General features: G+C 61.5%; 21 protein-coding genes. 13 read left to right on the forward strand and 8 right to left on the reverse strand.

From position 1 onward, the window contains the following. Nucleotides 1-42 precede the first annotated feature (42 nt). The 8 genes from CCANI_RS03005 to CCANI_RS03040 all read left to right on the forward strand — a co-directional run bounded on the left by CCANI_RS03005 (nt 43) and on the right by CCANI_RS03040 (nt 10,450). On the forward strand, nt 43-2,064 hold the full coding sequence (locus tag CCANI_RS03005) for a vWA domain-containing protein (RefSeq protein WP_146323879.1): 2,022 nt from the start codon (nt 43-45) through the stop codon (nt 2,062-2,064). Between the two features lie 45 nt (nt 2,065-2,109). Continuing rightward, the gene (locus tag CCANI_RS03010; protein WP_246118178.1) at nt 2,110-2,430 is read left to right on the forward strand and encodes a hydrogenase maturation nickel metallochaperone HypA; all 321 of its coding nucleotides are present in this window, start codon (nt 2,110-2,112) and stop codon (nt 2,428-2,430) included. A gap of 15 nt (nt 2,431-2,445) precedes the next feature. After that, complete coding sequence (gene hypB / locus CCANI_RS03015) at nt 2,446-3,228, forward strand: hydrogenase nickel incorporation protein HypB (protein WP_146323877.1); 783 nt, start codon at nt 2,446-2,448, stop codon at nt 3,226-3,228. 956 nt (nt 3,229-4,184) lie between these two features. Further along, a complete protein-coding gene (locus tag CCANI_RS03020; RefSeq protein ID WP_146323876.1) occupies nt 4,185-5,570 on the forward strand; it encodes an anaerobic C4-dicarboxylate transporter in 1,386 nt (461 codons plus the stop codon). Nucleotides 5,571-5,827: 257 nt separating this feature from the next. Further along, nucleotides 5,828-7,018: a hydrogenase small subunit gene (locus CCANI_RS03025; RefSeq protein WP_146323875.1), complete on the forward strand. Its 1,191-nt coding sequence runs from the start codon at nt 5,828-5,830 to the stop codon at nt 7,016-7,018. Continuing rightward, the gene (locus tag CCANI_RS03030; RefSeq protein ID WP_186750141.1) at nt 7,018-8,763 is read left to right on the forward strand and encodes a nickel-dependent hydrogenase large subunit; all 1,746 of its coding nucleotides are present in this window, start codon (nt 7,018-7,020) and stop codon (nt 8,761-8,763) included. Before CCANI_RS03025 ends, CCANI_RS03030 begins: the two co-directional genes overlap by 1 nt. Then, nucleotides 8,760-9,938, forward strand: a complete 1,179-nt coding sequence (gene cybH, locus CCANI_RS03035) for a Ni/Fe-hydrogenase, b-type cytochrome subunit (RefSeq protein WP_146323873.1) — start codon at nt 8,760-8,762, stop codon at nt 9,936-9,938. Before CCANI_RS03030 ends, cybH begins: the two co-directional genes overlap by 4 nt. Beyond that, nucleotides 9,935-10,450, forward strand: coding sequence for a HyaD/HybD family hydrogenase maturation endopeptidase (locus CCANI_RS03040; RefSeq protein WP_146323872.1), 516 nt, complete (start codon nt 9,935-9,937; stop codon nt 10,448-10,450). Before cybH ends, CCANI_RS03040 begins: the two co-directional genes overlap by 4 nt. On the opposite strand, the gene CCANI_RS03045 is transcribed toward CCANI_RS03040, so the two are convergent. Further along, nucleotides 10,419-10,745: a hydrogenase maturation nickel metallochaperone HypA/HybF gene (locus CCANI_RS03045; protein ID WP_146323871.1), complete on the reverse strand. Its 327-nt coding sequence runs from the start codon at nt 10,743-10,745 to the stop codon at nt 10,419-10,421. The genes CCANI_RS03040 and CCANI_RS03045 overlap by 32 nt on opposite strands. A gap of 26 nt (nt 10,746-10,771) precedes the next feature. On the opposite strand from CCANI_RS03045, the gene CCANI_RS03050 reads away from it, so the two are divergent. From CCANI_RS03050 to CCANI_RS03060, 3 genes are read left to right on the forward strand one after another with little or no spacing between them, the layout of a single operon-like run. Next, on the forward strand, nt 10,772-11,803 hold the full coding sequence (locus tag CCANI_RS03050; protein WP_146323870.1) for a nickel-dependent hydrogenase large subunit: 1,032 nt from the start codon (nt 10,772-10,774) through the stop codon (nt 11,801-11,803). After that, a complete protein-coding gene (locus CCANI_RS03055; protein WP_146323869.1) occupies nt 11,794-12,030 on the forward strand; it encodes a HypC/HybG/HupF family hydrogenase formation chaperone in 237 nt (78 codons plus the stop codon). The genes CCANI_RS03050 and CCANI_RS03055 overlap by 10 nt, the downstream gene beginning before the upstream one ends. A 54-nt stretch (nt 12,031-12,084) precedes the next feature. Continuing rightward, nucleotides 12,085-13,203 (forward strand): ATP-binding protein, encoded by a 1,119-nt coding sequence (locus CCANI_RS03060; RefSeq protein WP_146323868.1) that lies wholly within the window; start codon nt 12,085-12,087, stop codon nt 13,201-13,203. Between the two features lie 1,047 nt (nt 13,204-14,250). Here CCANI_RS03060 and CCANI_RS03065 read toward each other — a convergent pair. The 7 genes from CCANI_RS03065 to CCANI_RS03095 form a co-directional block, all read right to left on the reverse strand. Further along, the gene (locus CCANI_RS03065; protein WP_146323867.1) at nt 14,251-15,240 is read right to left on the reverse strand and encodes a putative endonuclease domain-containing protein; all 990 of its coding nucleotides are present in this window, start codon (nt 15,238-15,240) and stop codon (nt 14,251-14,253) included. Between the two features lie 263 nt (nt 15,241-15,503). Beyond that, nucleotides 15,504-15,710 (reverse strand): hypothetical protein, encoded by a 207-nt coding sequence (locus CCANI_RS03070; protein WP_146323866.1) that lies wholly within the window; start codon nt 15,708-15,710, stop codon nt 15,504-15,506. 16 nt (nt 15,711-15,726) lie between these two features. After that, nucleotides 15,727-16,548 (reverse strand): carbohydrate ABC transporter permease, encoded by an 822-nt coding sequence (locus CCANI_RS03075; protein ID WP_146323865.1) that lies wholly within the window; start codon nt 16,546-16,548, stop codon nt 15,727-15,729. After that, nucleotides 16,545-17,498, reverse strand: a complete 954-nt coding sequence (locus CCANI_RS03080) for a carbohydrate ABC transporter permease (protein ID WP_146323864.1) — start codon at nt 17,496-17,498, stop codon at nt 16,545-16,547. The genes CCANI_RS03075 and CCANI_RS03080 overlap by 4 nt, the downstream gene beginning before the upstream one ends. 96 nt (nt 17,499-17,594) lie before the next feature. Further along, nucleotides 17,595-18,869 (reverse strand): ABC transporter substrate-binding protein, encoded by a 1,275-nt coding sequence (locus tag CCANI_RS03085; protein WP_146323863.1) that lies wholly within the window; start codon nt 18,867-18,869, stop codon nt 17,595-17,597. 151 nt (nt 18,870-19,020) lie between these two features. Then, nucleotides 19,021-19,668, reverse strand: a complete 648-nt coding sequence (locus tag CCANI_RS03090; RefSeq protein ID WP_146323862.1) for a TIGR03089 family protein — start codon at nt 19,666-19,668, stop codon at nt 19,021-19,023. A gap of 569 nt (nt 19,669-20,237) precedes the next feature. Next, the gene (locus tag CCANI_RS03095) at nt 20,238-21,845 is read right to left on the reverse strand and encodes an LCP family protein (protein ID WP_146323861.1); all 1,608 of its coding nucleotides are present in this window, start codon (nt 21,843-21,845) and stop codon (nt 20,238-20,240) included. A gap of 61 nt (nt 21,846-21,906) precedes the next feature. Between CCANI_RS03095 and rfbD the strand changes: the two genes are divergently transcribed. Both rfbD and CCANI_RS03105 read left to right on the forward strand, forming a co-directional pair. Next, nucleotides 21,907-22,749, forward strand: a complete 843-nt coding sequence (gene rfbD, locus CCANI_RS03100) for a dTDP-4-dehydrorhamnose reductase (protein WP_146323860.1) — start codon at nt 21,907-21,909, stop codon at nt 22,747-22,749. A gap of 5 nt (nt 22,750-22,754) precedes the next feature. After that, entirely contained in the window at nt 22,755-23,642 is an 888-nt protein-coding gene (locus CCANI_RS03105) for a glycosyltransferase family 2 protein (protein WP_146323859.1), read from the forward strand. The last annotated feature ends 7 nt before the right edge of the window (nt 23,643-23,649 follow it).

The following is a 23,649-nucleotide window of genomic DNA, read 5'->3' on the forward strand; positions in this document are numbered from 1 at the left end:
TTTGCGCGCGAGGTAGGACTTCTACTTTGTTACGCTGTACACATGCTGAGTTCGAAAGGCGCGTTTTGGGCGCGCCAATCTGTGGCGTTGGCGGCATCCGTGGGCTCCGTGTGTGCGCTGACCATAGCGCCGCCCGCCGTTGCCCAGGACGTTGCCCCCGCTACCGCGGTGATTATCGACGCCTCCGCCTCACTGCTCGTAAACAACCTCGGCGGCCCCGACCCCATCGACGCCGAACGGCAGGCTATAACGGGGTTACTTGAGGAACTACCCCCGGAACAGCAGCTCGCCTTGGTGGCATACGGCACGGAAACCGGCACCGCCCCGGAGGAACGGGAGGCCGGCTGCCGCGATACCCGCATCGTGATGCCCCTCGGGGGTGATCGTGTGGCCGCCAGCGACCAGGTGCGGGAGCTGAATCCGCGCGGGTACCGGCCCCTAGGGGAGGCCTTGCTCGCGGCCGAACGGGAGCTACCCCCGGATGGGCCGCGCCATATTGTGCTGGTGGCAAACGGCGCGGATACCTGCGCCCCGCCGCCGGCGTGCGAGGTGGCCAAGGAGATCCGCGGCCGCGGCGGGGACCTGGTGATCAATGTGATCGGCCTGAACGTGGATGAGCAGGCGCGCGGGGAGCTGCAATGCATCGCACAGGAGGGCGGAGGTTCGTACGCAGATGCGAGCGATGCGGAGTCGCTGCGCAAGCAACTCGTGCTGAAATCCAGCCGCGTGCAACAGAAATACAAGGTCGGCGGCGTGCCGGTGAAAGGCACCCGGGAAGCCAAGGATGCGCCCCGGCTGGACCTTGGGGGTTTGGACGGCGGCGGCAACCCGCAGCCCACGCACTACCAGGACGTGCTCCCGCGCAACGAGCCCCTGCATTACAAGGTGAAGGTGGAGCCCGGCGAGCGTTTTATCGTCGGGTTTATCACCCCGCCGCCGGCAATCGCGGGCAATGACGTGGGCATTTACATGAACCAAAAGATAGATATCTTCGATTCCACCGGCCGCGCCTGCGCCGAGGACCAGTGGGTTTCCTCCATCGCGGACGGCTTTAGCAAACCCTCCGCCGGGTTTACCGTGTCCAAGGATGTGGATGAAAAGGACCTGTTCGCCTGCAAACCCGGCGAGCTGGATGTGGTCATGTCCCGCGAGGGGGCGCTCGGCGCGGAAACCGAATTGCCGGTGGAATTTAAGCTCTGGCGGTTGCCCCATGCGGAGCAAAAAACCGTGATGCCGCAGACCAGCGCGGAAAGTGCGCAGAGCACTTCGGATACCGCGCAGCTGAGTTTATCGGAAACGCCGGGGGCTGGTGGGGCGTCGACAAGCGAAACTACGGTGCCGAACCTGGAAATCGGCAATTCCGTCGGGCCAATCGCCGCTGCGGCCGGGCCAAGCGAGGCGCCGGTGGTGCAGCCCGGGGTGTACGACGCGGAACTCGCATCGGGCGACACGCTGTGGTTTAAGGTGCCCGCCAAGGAAGGGCAGCGCGTGCAGATGAAGCTGGAAACCCCGCCCGTGGCCGCCGACACGCCCCCGGTGGAGGCCGAGGAGCCGGTGCCCCTGGAGCCGGAAGGTATTCGAACAGCTGGCGGATTCTTAGAATGGGTGTTCCTGAATCCGGTGTACGCGCCGGTGGACGCCGAAACCTTTACCGACAATCAATGGCAGCACATCACCGCACTCTTTGCCAATGCGGAACAGCCGAAACAGGCCGTCTCCGTGACGCCGCCGCTGACGTGGGACAACGCCGAGGTTGGGAAGTACGCTAAGGGTTTCCTTTCCGGCGAACAATACGTGGCCATCCGCTACAACGGTTTTGCTACCGAGGACGGGCCGCCGCTGCCGTTGCGTTTCAAGGTCGCCGTGGAGACCCAGGGCCAGGCGCAGGAAAGCCCCAGCTTTGCTTACGGACAAATGTTCGAAGACATGCCGAGCTTGCGCGGCGCCGGGGAAAATCAAGGCGTGGTCAGCTTGGTGGTCAAAGTGCTCCTTGGCATCATGGCGCTGGGCTTTATCATCGGCCTCGGCTTCGGGCTGGTCGCGCTCGTCCGCCGGAAACGCTGATTGGGCGTTGGGCGCGAACCTTGTTACGTTCGAATTGTGCATGAAGTGGCGTTGAGTACCCAGTTGGCGCAGGTGGTTTCGCGTGCCGCCGCGGGGCGTACCGTTCGCCAGGTGCGTGTCGAGGTCGGCGCTTTGCGTCAGGTCGTGCCGGAAACCCTCGCGTACGCTTGGCGATTCGTGATCCAGGACACTCCGCTGCATACCGCACGCCTGCAGATTTTGCCGGTTCCGTTGCGCCTGCAATGCGTGGCCGGCCATCTCACGGAGGTTTCCGGGGAGTTAGATTTTTCTTGCCCGCGTTGCGACGCCCCGACGCACATTGTTTCGGGCGAAGAGTTCCGCGTCGTAGACATCGACGTCGACTGAAAGGTAACAAGAACAATGGGTCGCTTCCATCGCCACGACGGTGATGACCATCACCATCATCATGGGCACGAGCACGTTCATGAGCATGAGCATGAGCACGGTGATCATTCGGGGTACGCCACCGGGCGCGAACGAATTTCCGTGCTGGAGGATATTTTTACGGAGAACGATCATTGCGCGGCGCACAATCGGGAGGCCTTCGACGCCCACCAGGTGCAGGCCGTAAATGTGATGAGCTCGCCGGGTGCCGGAAAAACCGCCGTGCTGCAGCACGTTTTGCGCGCGGCGGAGGGCAAGGTGCGCATCGGCGTGATCGAAGGTGATATCGAAACCTCCTTGGATGCCGACAGGCTCGCTGGCTTCGGGGCGCAGATTTCACTGCTGAACACCGGCAATGGATTCGGCGGGGAGTGCCATCTGGATGCGCCGATGGTGTCCCGGGCGCTGCAGGGTTTGGATCTGCACGAGCTGGACCTCGTATTGATCGAAAACGTGGGTAATTTGGTGTGCCCCGCCGAATTCGAGGTAGGCGAGCACCGCAAAGCGATGGTCTTTTCCGTGACCGAGGGTGAGGACAAGCCGCTCAAGTACCCAGTGATGTTCCGTTCCGTGGATGCCGTCGTGGTGAACAAGATTGACCTGCTGCCGTACCTGGATTTCGATATGGCCTTGTTCCGCGCGAACCTAGAGAAGGTCAACCCCGGCGTACCGGTGTTCGAAGTCTCCGCGAAGACCTCCCAAGGCATGGAGCAGTGGCTGAACTGGCTATCTCCTAAGCTCGCTGGCGAAAAGGAGTAGCTGCCGCTAGGACCAGGGCGGATAGGTTGTGAGCAATTGTTGGCCCGGGCCGATGGGGGAGCGGCCTGGGCTGGGCCAGGGCTCGGCCGAGGCCGGGATCGACGGGGCCTGGGGAGGGCCGAGCTAGGGTCGACAGGTTGCGCACAATGGCTGACCTGCGATCGTCCTGAATTTCTTCTTTGGAGCGCTCAACGAAGAATAAAAAGACGATTTGCAGCGTTTTCGGCCCAGATTCGTCCGGAATTTCTTCGTGAGACCCCCGAATGAAGAATAGAAAGACCAGCCCAGGTCGGCGGTTGCGCACAACCCATCGGCGACCTAGGCGGTCGTGTGCAACCCATCGGCGACCTAGGCGGTCGTGTGCAACCCATCGGCGACCTAGGCGGTCGTGTGCAACCCATCGGCGCCGAGGTGGTTTGGGGGCCGAAATCAGCCGACGATTTTCTGTACTCAGGCAGATTCGACATGCGGGCCGCCGCGCGGTGGTGTTTCCGCAGGACGCCGAACTTGCCCCGTTAGATCTGCCTCAGGCAGATTCGACACGGCCGATGGTTCGAAAAACTTCGAACTGCAACGTGCTTCTCGGCCTTGCCGGCAGCCCCCTCCGACCGCGCACCCACGGCCTTGCCGGCAGCCCCCTCCGACCGCGCACCCACGGCCTACCCGAGAGGGTTTAATCATTCGCCCGATTTGCAGGTTTGTTTTGTAGCAGATTCATTTTTATTCGGCCTGCATTATTCAACGCTAAGTGCCCACCACGGGGCATTTTAATTCATATCTTCCGAAACTTAGTCGCGGTCGATTGCACCCCTCCCGCAATGCCCCAATTAGTGGCGCTTCTCACAAAGGGTACCCCGTTGTGATCCCATAGACCGTTTCGGGACCGACTGCTAGCATTGAGGCAAATATCCGTCTAACTAATTCGCGTTTTTATTTTCTAGTGGAAGGCAAGCGAAATGCTGGCTTCGGTTTTGGAACCCACTTCCACAGTTGCGATTGTTCTACAAGTTGTGGTCATTTTGGCCTGCCTGCTTCGTGGAACTCACTACGGTGGAATCGGACTTGGGTTAATATCCGGTTTTGGTCTGCTGATCATGGTGTTCATCTTCGGCTTGGAGCCGGGCGAACCGCCTGTATCGGTCATGTTGACCATTATCGCGGTGATCGGCTGCGCATCCGCGCTGCAGCAATCACAAGGGCTCGACGTGATGATGCAATTTGCGGAAAGACTCCTGCGCAAGAAGCCGGAGATGATTACGATCATGGCGCCGTTGACCACGTGGACGCTGACCGTGCTCTGCGGCACCGGCCATGTGGTGTACACGATGTTCCCGATCATCGAGGACATTGCGATTAAGAAGAATATCCGTCCCGAGCGCCCCATGGCGGTGGCGTCTACGGCATCGCAGATGGGCATTACGGCCTCGCCCGTCTCGGTGGCTACGGTATCGTTGGCTTCTATCCTGGCCGAAAATGCGGGGATCACGGGAAAGGCGTTTTCAATTCCGCAAATTCTTACCGTGGCAATTCCGGCTTCCTTGTGCGGTGTTCTCTTGGCTGCATTATGGTCCATGCGCCGCGGCAAGGATTTGGACAAAGACGAAGAGTTTCAGGAACGGCTTAAAGATCAGACGTTCCGGGACGCCGTATACGGTTCCGGCGAAACGCTTTTGGACAAAGTATTTCCCCGCTCTGCCTATAATGCGGTGATTATATTCTTTGTTGCCATTGGCCTCGTTGTTATTCTCGGCGCCTTTGAAATGCTCCGCCCAGAATTCCCCGGCAAAGACGGCGGCATGGAGCCGCTTTCCATGAACCTGGTGATCCAGATGCTGATGCTGGTCGCCGGCGCGACCATCCTGATCTTCTGCCACGTGGACAATAGCAAGATCGCATCCACCGCCGTGTTTAAGGCGGGCATGACCGCGGTGTTTTCCGTGTTCGGCGTCGCCTGGATGGCGGATACGTTTTTCCAAACCCACGTGGAGGCGCTGGAGGGCAGCCTTGGTTCCGTGGTGCAGCAGGCACCGTGGGCATATGCGCTGGTGCTGTTCGTGGTGTCCAAGCTGGTGAATTCGCAGGCGGCGGCGTTGGTGGCTATCGCCCCGATCGGCCTGCAGCTAGGCGTGGCGCCGGAGGTGCTGGTCGGGTTCTATGGCGCGGCGTATGGCTACTTTATCCTGCCCACGTACCCGTCGGATCTGGCGTGTATTGGGTTCGACCGCACCGGCACGACCCGCATCGGCCGGTTTATTATCAACCACTCCTTTATCATTCCGGGTTTGATCGGCGTGATCACCTCCTGCGTGGTCGGCAGCCTGCTGGCCCAGGTGTTTTTATAGTGAATTTGCACCCCCGAGTACCCCTATCCTGAGCAAAGGGGTGCTGCGGGGGTGAACCTATCCTGTGAGATTTGTTGCATTGTGCTGAGCGGGGACGAGCTGACCTGCAGTGATGGGAATAATATTCGTGCAGTTCGGGGCGGGGGAAGTGCAGAAATAAGGAGGAGCGCTAGCTGACATTCGTGGGTGGCTGTTCTGTTCTGGGGGCGATAGTCTGCAATCAGACGTCTTATTGGTAGGCATAAGGATGGATCGCAATGGATTTCGGCACAAGTTGGCAGGGTTCTTCCTTGCGCGAAAACCTGGAGCGGCGGGGGGTATCGCGCCGTGATTTTATGAAGCTCTGCGGCGGGCTCGCAGCTTTGTTCGCGTACGGTGTTCCGGAGGTTCCGAAAGCCCATGCGGAAGAGATATCCACCCAGGCCCAGGAGATCGCCGATAAGCTCGGCGCGGTGGAGAAGCCGAACGTGGCGTGGCTGCAATTGCAGGAGTGCACGGGCTGCATGGAGTCCGTGTTGCGTTCGGGCGGCACCACCGTGGAGGATTTGGTGCTGGGCATGCTGAGCATGAACTATAACGAGCTGGTGATGGCGGCTTCCGGGGAGGCGGCGGAGAAGGCGTTGCATGACCTGAACGAACAGCCGCATATTTTGGTGGTCAACGGTTCTGTGCCGGTGGACGAGAACGGCGTGTTTTGCATGATTGGCGGCAAAACGGCTGAGCAGGTGCTTCGCGACGCCGCGGCCAACGCCACTGTGATCCTCGCGGTGGGCGCCTGCGCGGTGTATGGTTCGGTGCAGGCTGCGCGTCCGAATCCGACGGGCGCGGTGGGGGTGGATGAGATTATTCGGGATAAGCCGGTGATCAATGTGTCCGGCTGCCCGCCGATCGGCGAGGTGATCACCGCCACCATTACGTATGTGCTCACGCATGGCACGGCGCCGAAGGTGGATGCGGAGGGGCGTCCGTTGTTTGCCTACGATCAGCGCATCCACGATTCCTGCCCGCGGCGTGCGCATTTCGACGCCGGGCAATTCGTCCGTTCCTTCGACGATGCGGGCGCGCGCAACGGGTGGTGCCTCTATGAGGTTGGGTGCAAGGGACCGTCCACGTTTAGCCCCTGCCCGATCATCCAGTGGAATTTGAAGTCTGGCTGGCCGATCGGGGCGGGGCACCCGTGCATCGGGTGCACGGAGAAGGATTTCTTTGATAAGTTCACCCCGTTCTATGCCACGTTGCCGCATGTTGTGGGCGTGGGGGTAGAAGCGAGCGTCGAAAAGCTGGGGTGGGGTCTTGTTGGTGCCGCTGCTGCGGGTGCGGCTGTCCACGCGGGCATTACGGCCGTGCGGAAGTCGCGGCACCGCGAGGATGAAGAACTTTTGGCGGCCTTCGGCGAACCCGTGCCGCTGCCCATGCCCACCGTGCCTGGAAAGGAAACTGAGCAATAATGGCCGAACGCGTTGTCATTGACCCGTTGACCCGGATCGAGGGGCACCTGCGCATCGAATTGGAACGCGAAGGCGATTCCATTGCGAAGGCGTGGAGCGAAACCACCCAATTCCGCGGCATCGAAACCATTGTTGAGGGGCGCGACCCGCGCGATGTGTGGGCGTTCGTCGGACGTATCTGCGGCGTGTGCACCGGCACCCACTCCGTCGCCTCGATCACCGCGGTGGAGGATGCCATCGGGTCGAAGCCGCCGGTGCAGGCGCAGCTGATCCGGGATCTGGTGATGGCCAGCCAGGAGGTGCACGACCATGTGGTGCACTTCTACCACCTGCACGCGCTGGACTGGGTGAACGTGGTATCGGCGGCGGAGGCGGACCCGGCAAAGGCCGTGGAATTCGCAAAGTCTATCGGATCCAAGTGGGTGGGCAATTCCGAAGAAAAGTTCGCCCGCGTGAAGGAGACGCTGCAGGGCGTGCTCGCGTCCGGGCAGCTTTCCATTTTCACCGGCGGGTATTGGGATCACCCGGATTACCGGCTGCCCCCGGAGGCGAACCTGATGGCGGTTTCGCACTACCTGGATGCGCTGGAATTCCAGCGTTCAATTATCCGGGTGAACACCGTGTTTGGCGGCAAGAACCCGCACCCGAACTTCCTGGTCGGCGGCATGGCGTGCTCCATCGATCCGAATAAGTCGGAGACGGTGAACCAGGTGCAGCTGGACCAGATCGGCTCGTGGGTCGATGAGATCGTGGACTTTGTGGAGCACTGCTACTATCCGGACGCGGTGGCCATTATGTCCGTGTACAAGGATTATTTTGATATCGGGGCCTCCTCGCCGAATTTCTTGGCGGTGGGCATGTCTGGGACGCGGTATGCGGGGGACGTCGATAAGCAGCCCGTGTCTAACACAAACAGGTCGGTGAAGCCGGGCGTTATTTTGGACGGCGACTACACCAAGGTGCACCCGCTGGAAATATCCAAAATCCGCGAATACATTTCCTCCGCCTGGTACGTCTACCGCGACGGCGATTCCGCTGGCGTGCACCCCGCGGTCGGCGAGACGAAGGTGAAGTACACGGGCCCGCAGCCGCCATACACGTGGCTCGCCGACAACGATAAGTACACGTGGTCGAAGGCCCCGCGTTACGACGGCCGCCCGATGCAGGTCGGCCCGATCGCTCGCGTGCTCTCCGCCTATATCCAGGGCGAGGAACTGACCAAAAAACTCGTCGACGAGGCGGCGGCGAAGCTGGGCATCAAGGTGGAGCAGCTGAATTCCACGGGCGGCCGAACCTTCGCACGCGCTGTCGAGGCGATGACCAATGCGCACCACCTTTCGGAAGAGTTGCTGCCAAAGTTTATTGAGGGCCTGCGGCACGGCGACTACAACGTGTTCGACCCCACCAAATGGGAGCCCTCCTCGTGGCCGCACAAGGCGGATGGTTTCGCCCTGCAGGAGGTGGCGCGCGGTTGCCTGAGCCACTGGGTGAGCATCGAAGACGGCAGGGTGCGCAACTACCAGGCGGTGGTGCCAACTACCTGGCTGGCCGGCGGGCGCGACCCGCAGGGCAATATGGGGCCGTACGAGGAATCATTGGCGGGCAATGGAAAGCACCCGCTGGTGGACCCCGAACAGCCATTGGAGGCGCTGCGCACCATTCACAGCTTCGACCCGTGCATGTCCTGCGCAGTGCACATCATGGACGAGGACGGAAATATCCAGGTGCAGGTGGTCACGCCATGAGCACCAAAGTGATTCGCGTGGCCACCAGTTACCCCGTGCGCAAGCTCAGCCCGGGGCGGCTGCTGGCCATGGCGGCGGTATCGCCGGAAGGGTCCCAGGATCCGGTGGATATGGCGCTGGACGCCTCGCTGAAAGTGAACCGCCCCGATATTACGCCGACGTTTACCAGCGATTTTAGCCCGGCCAGGCCGCAGCGGAAATATTCGCTGGCGCAGGTGGAGCTGCCCCAGGTGGGGCACGTGATGGTGATGCGGGGCGACCTGCAGGCCGTCATGGAGCAGGCGAATATGACGCGCGAGGAGCGCGCCTTGATCGTCCGCAACGCCGATATCCAGGACAAGGCGGGGCGCCGTTGCCTCGCCGTGGCGCGCGCGGATATCGCCCCCGATGGCACGGTGGGGGAGTACTACATGGAAGGGTTTGTGGCGCTTTCGCTGGAAAACCCGCAGGAGCTGGCCTCCAATGTTGCCGCGAACCCCAATGAATGGGTGCGCGTAAATATCTGGTCCGCCACGCTGCGCTTCCAGCACTGGGCGAACATGGTGCTGATCGTGCTGATGAGCCTTTCCGGGTACTACATCATGCGCCCGTTCTTCGGCCCGGCGGCGGAGGCCGGCCCGGACGTTGGCTATCTCATGGGGTGGATCCGGATGATCCACTATGTGTCGGCGTTTTTGTGGCTGGGGCTCGGGTTTTCCCGGCTGGTGTTGAGCTTTACGGCGAAGGACCGGCAGCTGCGGTGGCGTTCGCTGTGGCCGCTGAATTCCAAGGAGGACGTGAAGAACCTGTGGGGGACCATGCAGTACTACATGTTCCTGCGCAAACACGGCCCGCTGTACTTGGCGCATAACCCGCTGCAGCAATTGTCCTATACGGGCATCTATGCGATGTGCTTTATTCAAATGCTTACCGGGTTGATGCTGTACGGCCTGTATCACCAGGACAATATGTTCTGGATGCTGGTTTCTTACCCGGTGCACTGGTTTGGCATTCCGGTGATCCGGCTGATTCACTCGCTGATCATGTTTATCTTGTGGGCGTTCGTGTGGCTGCACGTATATTTGGCCATTCGTGCGGACGCCTTGGAGCGCCACGGCGGCGTGTCCTCCATGTTTAACGGTGGCGTGTGGTTGCGCCGCGGCGCCCGCCCCGTGGATGCCCCGGAGATCGGATGATTGTCCTTGGCATTGGCAACCCGATCATGGGCGATGACGGCATCGGCCTGGCCATTATGCGGCGGTTGCGCGCGGCCGCGGATGCGCCGGTGGATGACCTTGATTGGGTGCCCAGCCGGCACAGCGTCGCAGCCGAAGATACTGTCGAATTCATCGATGGCGGCACGAGCGGCATAGAGCTGCTTCCGGTGATCCAACAGGCCGAAGATTTGATCGTTTTGGACGCCGTTGCCGCCCCCGGTGCCGCCCCCGGTACGGTGGTGGTGCTCGAGGGCGATCAGGTGCCGCGCCTGCTTAATTCCAAGTTGTCGCCGCACCAGGTCGGCCTGCTGGACCTGCTGGCCACGGCGAAGTTATTGGGCCACGAGCCGCGCCGGGTTGCGGTGGTGGGTATTGTGCCCGCCTCTGCCGAGCTCCACGTCGGGCTTAGCGACGCCGCGCAAAACGCCCTCCCGAACGCGGTTGCGGCCGCGCGGGAGGTTATGGATCGGTGGCGAGATCCACATAGGTGATCTCGAATTCCCGCCCGTGGCGCAGGTCCGCGGTCGGGGTGCCACACGCCGGACAGGTCAATGCGAAAAATTCATCGATTTCCTGCTCGCAGGCACAGCTGGGGCAGAACACGGTGGCGGGGATGAGCTCTAATACGAGTTCGCCTTCGCCGACCACCTGCCAGGCGGCGTAGAGGGCGTCTTCGACCACGCCCGAGCGGGTGCCTACCCGCAGTGCGACGCGTAGAATGGGGCGGTCACCAGCGGCTTTCTTTGCGGCGCCGATGACACCAGTGAGCAGGCCAAGTTCATGCACACTCTCATTATGGAAAGGCTTTAGCCATGAGTACAACCTTGCGGCTCGACCACTTTCTGGACCCGTTCGAGGCCCGCGTCGTGGTCACCGAGCACGGACCTAGGTTCGACCTTTCCGCCCTGCCGCGGCTGGACCATATGCTGCTTGGCCGCAATGTGCTTGAGGTGCCCGATATAGTGAAGCGCCTGTGCGGGATTTGCCCGGTGACGCATCACTTGGCGGGCATGCGCGCCCTAGATAGCTTGTTCGATGCCCCGCCCCCGCCGGCCGCCCGGAACGTGCGCGCGCTGCTGCATTATGGCTCGGTGCTGGACGCCGTGGCCCCTAAGCTATTTGGCCACGCGCCGGAGCGCGCCGTGGAGCTCAAGCGCTTTGGCAAGGCGGTGTTGGCGTTAGCGGGCTGCCCGGGGCATTTCCCGGACGTGGCGATCCCCGGCGGCGTGCGGGAGCCGCGTCTTGGGTCGCTCGAGGTTCCCGAACCTGTGTTCGTTCCTGATTTGGATTGGGAGGATGGTTTTACGGGCCTTTCCCTCCGCCTGGAAACCGAAGGTGAGTTCGACCCGCTCGGTGGCTGGTTGTCCACGGGCGAACCCGTCGCCGAATGGCCGCAGCTGATTACCGAGACCGACCCCGACCAGCCCGCCCCGCGCCCGCTCTACCGGGGTCGCCCGTACCGCGTGGGCCCGCTGGCGCAATTCGGTTCCATGCACCCCCTGGCCGCGCAAGCCACCCAGCTTAATCACGCATTAGCCCAGGTCAAACGCCTTCTCCGCGCCGATTATTCCGGCCCGTGGGTCACCCCCGGCAGCTTGCGCGACGGCACCGGCGTGGGGCTTGTCGACGGCCCCCGTGGCATCCTCGCCCACGTATATACGGCCGCCGATGGGGTGCTGGTTTCTTGCCAAATCCTGACGCCGACCGCGCAAAACGAACCCTGGTTGGCGGCTATGCTCGGTGCCCTTGATCCCGAGGCGGCGATTCGCGCCGCCGATCCGTGCCTGCCCTGCACCTCGGCCCCGGAGGGCCAAATGAACGTTAGGACCGTCCCATGTGCCTAGGAATCCCCGCGAAGATTATCGAAATTACGTCCGGACCGCTGCCTCATGCGGTGCTCGATTTCGCAGGCCAAAACCGCGCCTGTTCCTTGGCGTATGTCCCCGAGGCTCAGGTCGGGGACTATGTCCTCATTCAGAACGGCTTTGCGATGTCTATTATGGATGAAGCGTCTGCGCTAGAGTCATTGGCCACAATCGAAGAATTCAACCTAATTCAGAGAGATCTATAAGTTCTTAGCTCCGGGTGGAGTTCTATAGGATCTGCTCCACCGAAAGGAGTTTGTATGACCCAACGCAACCCCTTCCGACCGAGTTTCGGCGTTTCGCCCCTGTATTTGGCTGGCCGCGAGGAATCCCTGCAGGACTTTCGCCTCGGATTGGCAGAGGGCCTCGGCAGCCCCTATCGCGCGCTCCTTGTTTCCGGAGCTCGCGGCATCGGCAAAACTGTGTTCCTCAATGAGGTTGAAGACGTAGCCACCCAAGCCGGATGGGTGGTGGCCCGCGCCTACCCCGACGCTCACCTCGTGGATACCCTAGTGGACTCCACCATTCCCAAAATCATGAAAAGTCTTGGGGAAACCGGCAGCAAGCACAGCTTTACCGGCGCCTCCATCGCGGGCATCGGTTCAATTTCTACCTCTGTCCAAGCCGCCGAGCAGCCCGCGCCCACCCTGATTTCCCGGCTCCGCGAACTCGCCACATTCGTACGCAAGTACGAGGCCGGGGTGCTCGTTACCGTGGATGAGGTGCAAAGCGCCGACCCCGAACTCATGCATCAGCTGGCCACCGCCGTCCAAGACCTAATCCGCGACGAGTTCGATATTGCGTTCGTGGCCGCCGGCTTGCCGCTGGGCATTCAGCAACTCCTCCAACACGATGGCACCACCTTTCTGCGCCGCGCCGAACGCGTGGAACTCGCGCCCGTGACCATTCCCGAGGCCCGCCAGGCGATCGTGCATACCGTCCACGAGGGCGGCAAAAGCATTACTGACGACGCCGCGGACGCCGCCGCCGAGCTCAGCCAAGGGTATCCGTACCTCATCCAGCTCGTCGGTTCCGTGATCTGGACCTACGCCACCCTCGAACACCGAGACGAGATCACCCTGAGCGATGTGCGCGAAGCCCGCCCCCAAGTCATTCGACGCATGGGTGCCCAAGTGCACCGGCCCGCGATAGCCAATGCGCCCGATAGCCAAGTGGCCATGCTCAAAACCATGGCCACCCTTATGGACGGCGACAATCCCGTATCCACCGGCGAGCTCGCCAAGGCCCTCGGCGTGAAACCGAACGCGATATCGGTGCGGCGCGCCCACCTGCTCGCCCGCGAACTTATCGTCTCCCCCCGCTACGGTCACATCGCCTTCACCCTGCCCTATATGAAGGAATTCTTGCTCAGCACTTAACGCTGGAACGGCCCTTGCCCTCGCGCCGCCGCCGAACCCCCTAGCCACCACGGCCGTAACAAGCGCCCCAGCTTCACAGCTAAAGAAGTGCACGTCCCATACGATCCCACATACCCCCGCACACCCTCGTACCCCCGCCCGCGAAATCTGCCTGCGTTACCTGCCGTGTCAGATGTGCCTGAGGCAGATTCGTCGCGGCTGCGTTTCCCCAGGACAACTCGGCCGAAAAATCAGGCAGATCCGGCGGAGCCAGGCAGATGTGACGGGGCCGGACAGCAGCCAGGCAGATGTGACGGGGCCGGACAGCAGCCAGGCAGATTGTACGTGGCTGGTGAGTGCGGGTTCCGGTGGTTCACAATCGATGTCGTTGCAACGTGTTCGAGGCGGCCGTGACCTATCGCAGGCACGAGTGAGCTGCCCCTGCGGCATGGGGTGGCATTTGGTACTGAGGATCTGCCTGGTTTCTTGCCGCGTCAGATCTGCCTGAGGCAGATGTAACACGGCCGTTTCGTGTTCCTGCGGAAACACCACCGCGCGCCGAGCGGCATGTCGAATCTGCCTGAGCATGGTAAATCGCCGGCCCTGAGCGCGGAAAATTCCGGCCTCCAACTCGCCACATCACCTGGCGTGACGGTGAGAATCTGCCTGCGGTGCCTGCCGTGTCAGATCTGCCTGAGGCAGATTCGTCACGGCCGCATTTCCCCAGGAAAACTCGGCCTAAAAACCAGGCAGATCTCGTGCGGCCAGGCAGATGTGACATAGCAGGAGCGCGAACAGGCAGATTTGACGTAGCTGGGGAAAGCGGGAGCTTCAGCTACGCGTAGTTTGCAGGGAGCTGCGGGCAGACGGAAGTGGCGCGGCTGGCGCGGCGTGAGAATGGGCCGGGGTGCGCCGGGTTTCGGGCTCACCGAAAAGTGTGGGCGCGCACCAATGGGGCAGGTCGGCGAGCAAGTCGCAGTACTGGGGTGGTGCAGCGAGGATTCGGCGTTAAAGTTCGGCGCTAGGATTCGCCGTAAGGATTCGGCCCGTCGGATTCGGCGTGAGGATTCAGCCGTTCGGATTCGCGTCGGGTTTTGGCGCGTGTGTGTTGGTTTCGGCGCGGTGGATGGCGCGGCGCAGGGTGGTGATCAATTCGCGGGGTTTTTGCAGTAGCCCGTGGGTGATACGCAGTGGTTCCCAGCCGAGTTCGCGTAGCCGGATCAACACTTTGGCATCGTAGTCACGTTGGCTGCGTTGGAGGTGGTGGGCACCGTCGTAGAACAAACCAACACGAATATCGGGCCAGCCGGAATCAAGCACGGTCAGCAGGGGTGTGCCGTCGTCGACTAGCGCACCGGAATCATAGATTGGGATTTGTACCTCCAGGTGTTGGCGCAGCTGCTCGGCAATCAGGCGTAGTACGGTTTCCGGGGGCGACTGGGCCCCTGTGCGGGATAGCTTCAGCAGTTTTTTCAGCTGGCGGGCGCTGAAAATATTGCGGGCGATGTCACGCACCAGCTGAAAGTTCAGTGTGGTGCATGCGCGCAGCGCGTCAATCAACTGGATGGCGCGGACTTCCCAGTTGGCAAGGTTGGGTACTTGGTAGACCCACCAGGAGTGGCGGTCGCGCTGCAGATCAATCAGGCAATCCACCAGGGCGTATTCGGGGGCGACGACCTGCATGCCGGGCAGTTCCTGGTCCGGTGTCCACACCCTGGTGCCTGGTCGCAGTCTGCGGCGGGTGGCGTCGAACACGCTGTGGCTGCGTTGGAAATTACTGGCCACATGCACGGTGATGTGGGCATCATCCACCCAGTACTTCAAACCGGCATAGGCTGCGGCGGCCCAGCCGCCGATAATGACATTCGGGGTTTGGGTGAAATGCGCCCGAGCCCGCAACATGATCGGGGCGGCAAACCCCAGGCGTTGCGGGTGATACCGCGAACCCCACTCCACCTCCCGGCTCGCCCGACAATACCCACGCGGCATGGCAAGCCGACGAGTGATGTTGATGAAAGAGGTATCAAGCAGTTTGGTGCGACGCTGAAACAAACCCATAGCACCAGGAATAACCCCAAAACAGCACAAAACCCAGGGTTTCCCCGCACACATCCCACCAACCTGTGGATAACCCCAAACAATCCACAGGCATGTAGGGTTCCAGCGGCCACAAGGTGGCGCCCAGCAGGGAGGAGGAGTATAAAGTTCATGGTTTTTGAAGCGCGATTTACCTTAAATGGAAATTCGCCCGCCGAAAAAACGTACCGAGGGGCCTGCCCTCACGGGTGACTAAGGCGAATTGGGAAAGTCGAGTTACGCGGCTATTTCCTGCTGCTGCGCCAACTCACCACGGTGAGTACGACCAATACGAGTGCCAGTGCGGCGGGCCACACTGCGGGTTCGGGGGCGAAGAGGTTGAGGATCGCTTGGATGACCGATACCACCGCGAAGAAGGAAAGGAAGCCCGTGAGGGTGTCACGCTGGAGGCGCCTCCTTGTTTCGCGGGTGGGATCGTTATCATCGCGCATAGCCCGATTCTAGCAATTACGCTTTCACGCCACCGGCCGTGAGACCAGCGACGATGCGGCGCTGGAACACCAACACCATAATCACCAGCGGGATAGTCACCAATGATCCTGCAGCCATGATCGAAGCGTACGGGAATTCGAACGAGCTGGGCCCGGAGAAGCGGGCGATAGCCACCGTAACAGGTTCCGTCGCCGTGGAGGACAATTGCTTGGCCAGCATGAACTCGTTCCACGTTGCGATAAACGCCAAGATTGCGGTGGTAAACAAGGCGGGGGCGGCGAGGGGCAGCAACACGAGCCGGAATGCTTGGCCGCGCGTCGCGCCGTCGACACGCGCTGCCTCCTCTAACTCCCAGGGAAGCTGACGGAAGAAGGACACCAGGGTATAAATAGTCAACGGCAAAGCAAAGGAAATATTCGGAATGATGAGCGCACGGTAGGTGCCAATCCAGCCGAGGTCGCCAAACAGCTGAAACAGCGGCGTGACCAGCGCAATTCCGGGAAACATTGAAGCGCCGAGCACAATGCCCGTGACAATGCCCTTGCCGCGGAAATCCAGGCGGGCCAAAGCGTACGCCGTAAACACGCCCACCAGCACCGCCAGGAAGGTTGTTACCGCGCCCACCAAGAGCGAATTGCCGATCGCGCGCAGGAAATTATTGCCCTCGTCGGTGGCCAGTGCGTCCTGGAAATTCTCCAGGGTGACGTGGGTGGGCCACGGCGTGGTATCGAAGGTGAACTGCTTATTGCGCAGGGCGGTGATCAGCATCCAATAAAACGGTGCGAGGCCCCAGATCAAAATGAGTACCACGCCGGCGTATGTGCGAACGGTTTTCATCGTTGTGCTCCTTCTTTACGGGCCTGGCGGCCGGAAACGTCGGCACCGAAGAACCTGATCATCACGAACGCAACGGCGAAAATCAGGAGGAAAACCAGGGTAGAAAGGGCGGACGCGGAATTGAAGTTATTCTGGCGCATATCGTCGACCACCAGTTGCGAAATCGTCGCCGTCGGGGAGTTCGACGAGCTGGAAATCATGATCACCGGCAGATCGTACATGCGCAGCGCGTCCAGCGTGCGGAACAAAATCGCCACCATGAGCGCGGGTTTGACCAGCGGCATGGTGATCCGCGTGAAAATCTGCCAGCGGCTGGCGCCATCTACGCGGGCGGCCTCGTATAGCTCATTGGGGATCATCTGCAGGCCCGCCAGGATAAGCAGCGCCATAAACGGGGTGGTCTTCCACACGTCGGCGATAATCACGGCGACGCGGGCCGCCCACGGGTCCGTGGTCCAATGGATACTGGTGCCTAGCAGGGAATTCACAATGCCCCTGTCGGCGAAGATAAACTGCCAGAGTTTGGCGGTAACGGCCGTGGGAATCGCCCACGGGATCAGCACCGCGGCGCGCAGGAACGCCCGGCCCTTAAACTCCTTGTTCATCACGGTTGCCATCCACATGCCCAGCACCGTTTCCATTGCGACGGTCACCACGGCAAACATTAAGGTGATGCGGACGGCGGGCCAGAAGTCGGTGGCTAGCACGCCGGGCGGGCAGGTGCCCACCACGCCGTCCGCACCCATGCAGCGCTGCGTCAGCCAGTACATATAGTGTTCCAGCCCGGCGAAGCCCCCCTCGACGAAGACGCCGGTGGTGGGGTCTAGGTGTTTATCGGCTTGGAACGAAAGCCAAATGGCCCGCAGGATCGGATAGCCAATGACGATGGCCAGCACCGTCAACGTCGGGGCAATGAGCAGAACGACTGCGCGATTCGATTTGTGAGACATTGCGCTCCTTCAGGTGCTCCTCACATACACGACTTATAGGACAACGACCAAAAGGGGAGAGCACTACACTCTCCCCTCAATCAGGCCGCAAGCTGATTACTTTGCGGCATTCGTGATAGCGGCCGTCATATCTGCTGCGGCATCGTCGATGCTCTTATCGGCGGTCAACGCCGCGTAGGCGTTATCCTGGATCGCCTTGGAAATTGCCGGATAGAACGGGCTCACCGGGCGCGGGGCCGCGGCTTCCAGCGATTGCTTCAGCGCCGGCAGGTACGGGTATTTCTCCGTCAGCGAGGCGTCGTCGTAGATGGATGCGAGCACCGGCGGGAACGCGGCCTCGGCGAAGGAGGTTTGATTTTCCTCGCTCACAATGAATTCGATGAAGTCGCGGGCCGTGGCCTTTGCCTTGGAATTCACATTGATGCCGTTGTTGTAGCCGCCGAGGGTGGACACGCCCACGCCGTCCTTGCCAACTAGCGGCTGGACCTCGAACTTATCTTTGACCGCGGAGTTATCTTCGGAAGCGTTATCGAACATGTAGGGCCAGTTGATGGCGTACGCGGTTTCGCCGCCGACGAAGGCGAGGTTCGTTTCCTCTTCCGTCGCGCCCGTGGAGGACTTGGAGATCGTGCCGTCCTTGTAGGCGTCCACCATAGCCTGCATGCCTTCCTTAGCGGCAGGCGTATCGACGTCCGGCGTCTTACCGTCTTCCTTCACCACATGGCCGCCCCATCCCTCAATGAAGCCAACGGTATTCACCGTAAGACCCTCATACTGCTTGAGCTGCAGGGTCAAGCATTCCTTGTTTTCCGGCAGCGACTTGCAAGATTCCTTGAGGTCAGCAAAGGTCTTGGGGGCTTCCGCCACCAATTCCGTGTTGCGATACAGCAACTGACCGTTCGTGTTCTGCGGGACCGCGTACAGGGTGCCGTTATAGGTGGCGGACTCGACGGTGGGCTGCAGGAGCTTGGAGGTATCCATCTCCAAATCGCCGGTCAGCGGGGCCAGCCATTGGTTCGCGGCGAAGTCCGCCGTCCAGATCACGTCGAGCGCCATCACATCGTAATCGCTGCTCTTTGCCTGCAAGGATTGAACGAGTGTTTCACGCTGGTCATCCGATTCGCCAGCGAGTTCCTTCAGCGTTACCTGCTCGTCTGGGTGTTCGGAATTCCACTTTTCGATGATCGGCTTGAGCTTGTCAGTGTCGTTCTTACCCATTGCAAAGGTAATGGGGCCACGCTCACCAGAAGCCCCGTCGGTAGACGAGGCGCCACTGCTGGTGGTGCCATCCGAGCCGCCGTCGGAGGCGCATCCGACAAGTATTGCGGCGGAGGCAAGCAGTGAAATTGTTGCTGCTGCAATGCGCTTCATGGGAATACTTCTTTCTCGTTTGGTTTTTCTGACGCAAGCGACAGAAGAAATTCACGTCCCCCCTAATGTAGTAACCCGAGTCACCCACTTGGTTAGGATGTGGGCTATTTAACCCAACTCGGGGGTGAAGCGCACGCGGCATTTTTGAAATTCACGGCAGCAGCGGAAGGCTCACACGCTCAGCGCGGGCAATCTCGTCGAGACGCGCGGCGTTGACAAGCCCGGTAACAATCACCGCGGAACCCCCGACGGCCAGCGGTTCCAATACCTGAGCGGCAAAACCAGCGTCGTCGATCCAGCCGGTAGACAACGTGCGCACCCGCGGCGGCAACGACGACGACACCAAATCAGGCAACGCCGGAGTCGGGGCATCAAACACATCGCCATACAAGCGGACCGTCGGACCAAAATCCACAACACCCGGGGGTAGCTCCCCACCCGTTTCCGCAACGCCGCGGCCCAACGGATCATCCGTAACAAAAGCCAAATAACCGTTCAAATCCCGCGCGCGCTCCGGAGAGGTAAACAACACATCCCCGGTAGGGCCGAAATGCGGCGTGATCCCCGCCGCGAACGCGCCCAACGCCAATACCGCCGCCTGCCAACTCGCCGGGAGGTCGATGCCGATGGACTCGCCTGGGGTCAGATCGAACTCATCCAACAGCATATTTGCCACCTTCGCAGCCCAATTGTCCAGCGTGGTCGCCGAAAAATCGAGGCGGGCGCCGGAGGATTCGTAATACACCGTCAAGCGGGGAGCGCTGGCATCAGATTCAAGAAGGTGACGTAGCAATTCCATGCGGCCCAGCGTATGCGAAGAAGGTGACGAGTTCACACAGTGGGTGCCAAAACCAAGACGGCAAAGACGCTGATAGGTCGGGGTAAAAAATGAGATAGGCGGCGTGGGGCTTGCGCTTGGGGTCGGGTGTTGCAGTGGTTTCGAGGGGTTAGATCGGCCGATGGTTGTCCGCGTTCAGGCAGATTCGACACGCCGGCCGTTGCGGGGTGGTGTTTTCGCAGGACGCGGAACTTGCCATGTCAGATCTGCCTGAGGCAGATCCGGCTAAGGGGGTTGGTTCGCGAAAATTTAACCCCCATCGTCTGGGAAGCGCCGCTGGCCCTGCCTGCCGATAGGTTGTGTGCAGCCGTTGACCTGCGATCGTCCGGATTTTCTTCATTGGGGTGGTCAACGAAGAATAAAAAGACGATTTGCAGCGTTTTTGGCCCAGATTCGTCCGGAATTTCTTCGTTGCACCCCCGAATGAAGAATAGAAAGACCAGCCCCAGGTCGGCGGTTGCGCACAACCAATCGGCAACTTGGGTGCCCGACCACAACCCACCGCCCAGGCGCCCGACCTATCCAATCTCCTAGTTCACGCAGCGGGGGCCGTCGCCGCCCGCGTCGAAGCTGGGGGATTCGCTCTCTTCGCTTACTGGCTCGCCGGGCTGGCCAACCGAACTCGAGGCGGTGCTGCTTTGGCCCACGGCATCGGCGTTTTCGGAGACGGGTCCGGTGTAGTCGGTGTGTACCACCACCGCCAATTCGCCGGCGGCGAGGGAGGGGGAGACACCAACGGGGACGTCGCCAAGCAGTTTTGCCAGTTCGCGGGCGGCGGGGTCGTTGGCATTCGCCGCCAACACACGAGAGTCGGTGTAAAGGCCGGCCTGCGCGTTGGTGATCTCCACGACGTTGTAGCCGAGTTCGGTAAGGTGCCCGCCCACGCGGGCGCCTTCGCCGGAGACTCCGCCCGCGTTCAGCACGTAGATATCGGCGGTGTGCTGCGGTTTTGGCTCTTGGGATTCCGCGGGGGTTTCGCTGGTGCTGTGCTCGGTGCTTTCGGTGCCGCTGGCTTCCGTGCGCTCCTCGACCGGCTTGAGCAATTGCTCGAAGAACCGGTGGACTTGCTTGGTGTCCACGGTGACCACGGATTCGCCGTAGTCGCCGACGCCATCGATGCTGGTCACCGGAATGGTTTCAAAGTGCACGTTGCCGCCCGCTAGGTTTTGCAGCTGCAGGCCGAATTGCGTGATGTCCCAGTTTTCGTCGATGGTCACACTGCGCATCACGGCGGTAGAAAGTTCGTTCAATTTGCCGGGGGAGGAGAGGGTGCCGGAGGAAAGCACTTTGTTTACCAGCGAGGCCATAAATACCTGCTGGCGCACGATCCGGTCGAGGTCGCCGCGCGGCAGGCCGTGGCGTTGGCGCACGAACGAGAGTGCGTCTGGCCCATTGAGGGTTTGCCGGCCGGCGGGGAAGTTCGCGCCGGAGAATTCATCGTAGGTGGCTTCTTTGAGGCACACGTCTACGCCGCCAACGGCGTCGGTAAGCAGGACGAAGCCGAGCAAACCCACCTCGGCGTAGTGGTCCACGGTCACGCCGGTAAGCCCCGCCACGGTTTCGCTCAAGGCGCGGCGCCCAGCGTCCTTGGCTTGGTTTTCGCGATTGGATTCGTCGGTTTCGCCCTCTTCGATGAGTTCGCCCAGGCGTTTGGCTTTGTGGTTGCCGTACACGCCGTTGATTTTCATATTGCCGAACTCGTCGTCGTGGATATATGTGTCGCGCGGGATCGAGATCGCGGTGGCGGAGGTTCCGTCGTTGGGCACGCGGATCAGCATGATCGTGTCGGTATTGTCGTTGGGTTCATCGCCGGCGCGCAGCATGGCGATTTCTTCGTCGGTGAGCGCGTTGCCTTGGGCGTCGGAGCGCGAGTCGGAGCCCACCAGCAGGATGTCGGTGGCACCGTCTTTGGCCTGCCCGGGGCGGGTATCGCCGTCGCCCAGGCCGAGGTCGCCGGTGCCGGCCACGGTTTGGCTGAGCACGCCGACGAATTGGTAGCCCATGCCGGAGAACACAAGGACCAGGGTTGACATGATTGCTAGGAGGATGCGAACGGCTCGGGGGCCTGCTTGCCGCAGCACCGCGGGTTTTGCGGGTGCGGCTTTAATGTTGCGGACGGTCCGGTACCGGTCGGTCACTGAGAATCTCCCAAAGTTACGATGGTCCTTGTTTGTATTTCTAGTTCAAGGAGTCTAAGGCATGCGTGTCGCAGTGACAGGTGGAGGCGGCCAAGTCGCCGCCGCGTTGCGTCTGACACAACCACCTCACGCTCAGGCACACTACCTTACGCGCGGTGATCTTGATATTACTGATTCGGTGGCGGTGGCCACACATCCCGCGCTGGACGTGGACGTGATTATCAACGCGGCGGCGTACACGGCCGTAGATGATGCCGAGCGCGGCGCGGAGGTAGCGCAGGCGGTGAATGCAGCCGCCCCGGGTTTTTTGGCGCAGCGGGGCCCTTACTTGGTGCAGCTAAGCACCGACTACGTGTTCGGGGGTAATTTGCGTAGACCGTTGCGTATCGACGACCCGACGTCCCCCACCACCGTTTATGGCGCAACGAAGTTGGCGGGCGAGCGCGCAGCCTTGGCGGCTTCGAACAATGTGGCGGTGGTGCGAACGGCCTGGGTCTATAGCGGGAATACGCTTCCGGAACACACGTGTTTTGTGTCCACCATGCTGCGCTTGGCGGCCGCCGGGGACGGGGAAATCCGTGTTGTTGATGATCAAATTGGCAGCCCCACCTATGCGTTGGATTTGGCCCGGGGGTTGTGGGAATTGGCGGAATCGCGGGCGACGGGCGTGTTGCATGCGGTGGGTGCGGGCCAGGCCTCGTGGTGGGAGGTGGCCCGGGAGACCTTTGCGGCGGCGGGAGAAGATCCGAATCGGGTTTTAGCATGTTCTTCTGAGGATTTTCCCAGGCCAGCGGCACGTCCGGCTTGGTCGGTATTAGACACAAGCTCATGGACCGCTGCGGGTTTGTGCCCATTGCCAGCGTGGCAAACGGGTGTAGCACGAGCGACTATGGCTAGAATCTAGTGGCTGTGAAGACTCCCATAGCCGTAATCACCGTCACGTACTCGCCTGGCAAGTACCTGAAAGACTTCCTGCAATCCGTCCCGGGCGCGACCGAAAGGCCAACGCTCGTGGTGATGGCCGATAACGGTTCCACCGATGGGGCGCCGGAGGCGGCCGTGGGTCCGGGCGTGGAATTGCTCCAAACCGGCGGCAATATCGGGTACGGCAGTGCGGTGAACGCGGCGGCAAGGGCGCTGGCGGGGCGTCGAAAAGCGGGGGAAGTGGACGGGGAGTTCTTCGTGGTGAGCAACCCCGATGTGGTGTTCGACGCCGGTGCAATCGACCGCATGATTGAGTGCGCGCGCAACCACGACACGGCGGCGGCAATCGGGCCGTATATCCGCGAGGCCGACGGCTCCGCATACCCCTCGGCGCGGGCGGTACCCACGCTGCGCAACGGCATCGGGCACGCGCTATTCGGCGCGATATGGCCAACTAACCCCTGGACGCGGGCCTATCGCGATGACGCCGATATGAGCCGGGAACGCCCCGCCGGTTGGCTCTCCGGCTCCTGCCTGCTGCTGCGCTGGGACGCCTTCGACGCCATCGGCGGCTTCGACGAACGCTACTTTATGTACATGGAGGACGTGGACCTCGGCGATCGCCTGGGGCGCGCCGGATACCTCAATATGTTCTGTCCCGCGGCGCAGATCACACACGCTAAGGGGCACGCCGCGGGGGCGCACCCCGAAATCATGCTGCCCGCCCACCACGACAGCGCCTACCGGTTCCAGGCGGATCGGCACGCCGCGTGGTGGCAAGCCCCGCTGCGCGCGGCGCTGTGGGTGGCGCTCAAAGCCCGGGCCGTGCTGGCGGTCGGCGTGGCCAAGATCCGTACCAAAACTTCCGCATGAAAGGCCC

The sequence above is a fragment of the Corynebacterium canis genome, from assembly GCF_030408595.1.
GTDB classification, from domain to species: Bacteria; Actinomycetota; Actinomycetes; order Mycobacteriales; family Mycobacteriaceae; genus Corynebacterium; species Corynebacterium canis.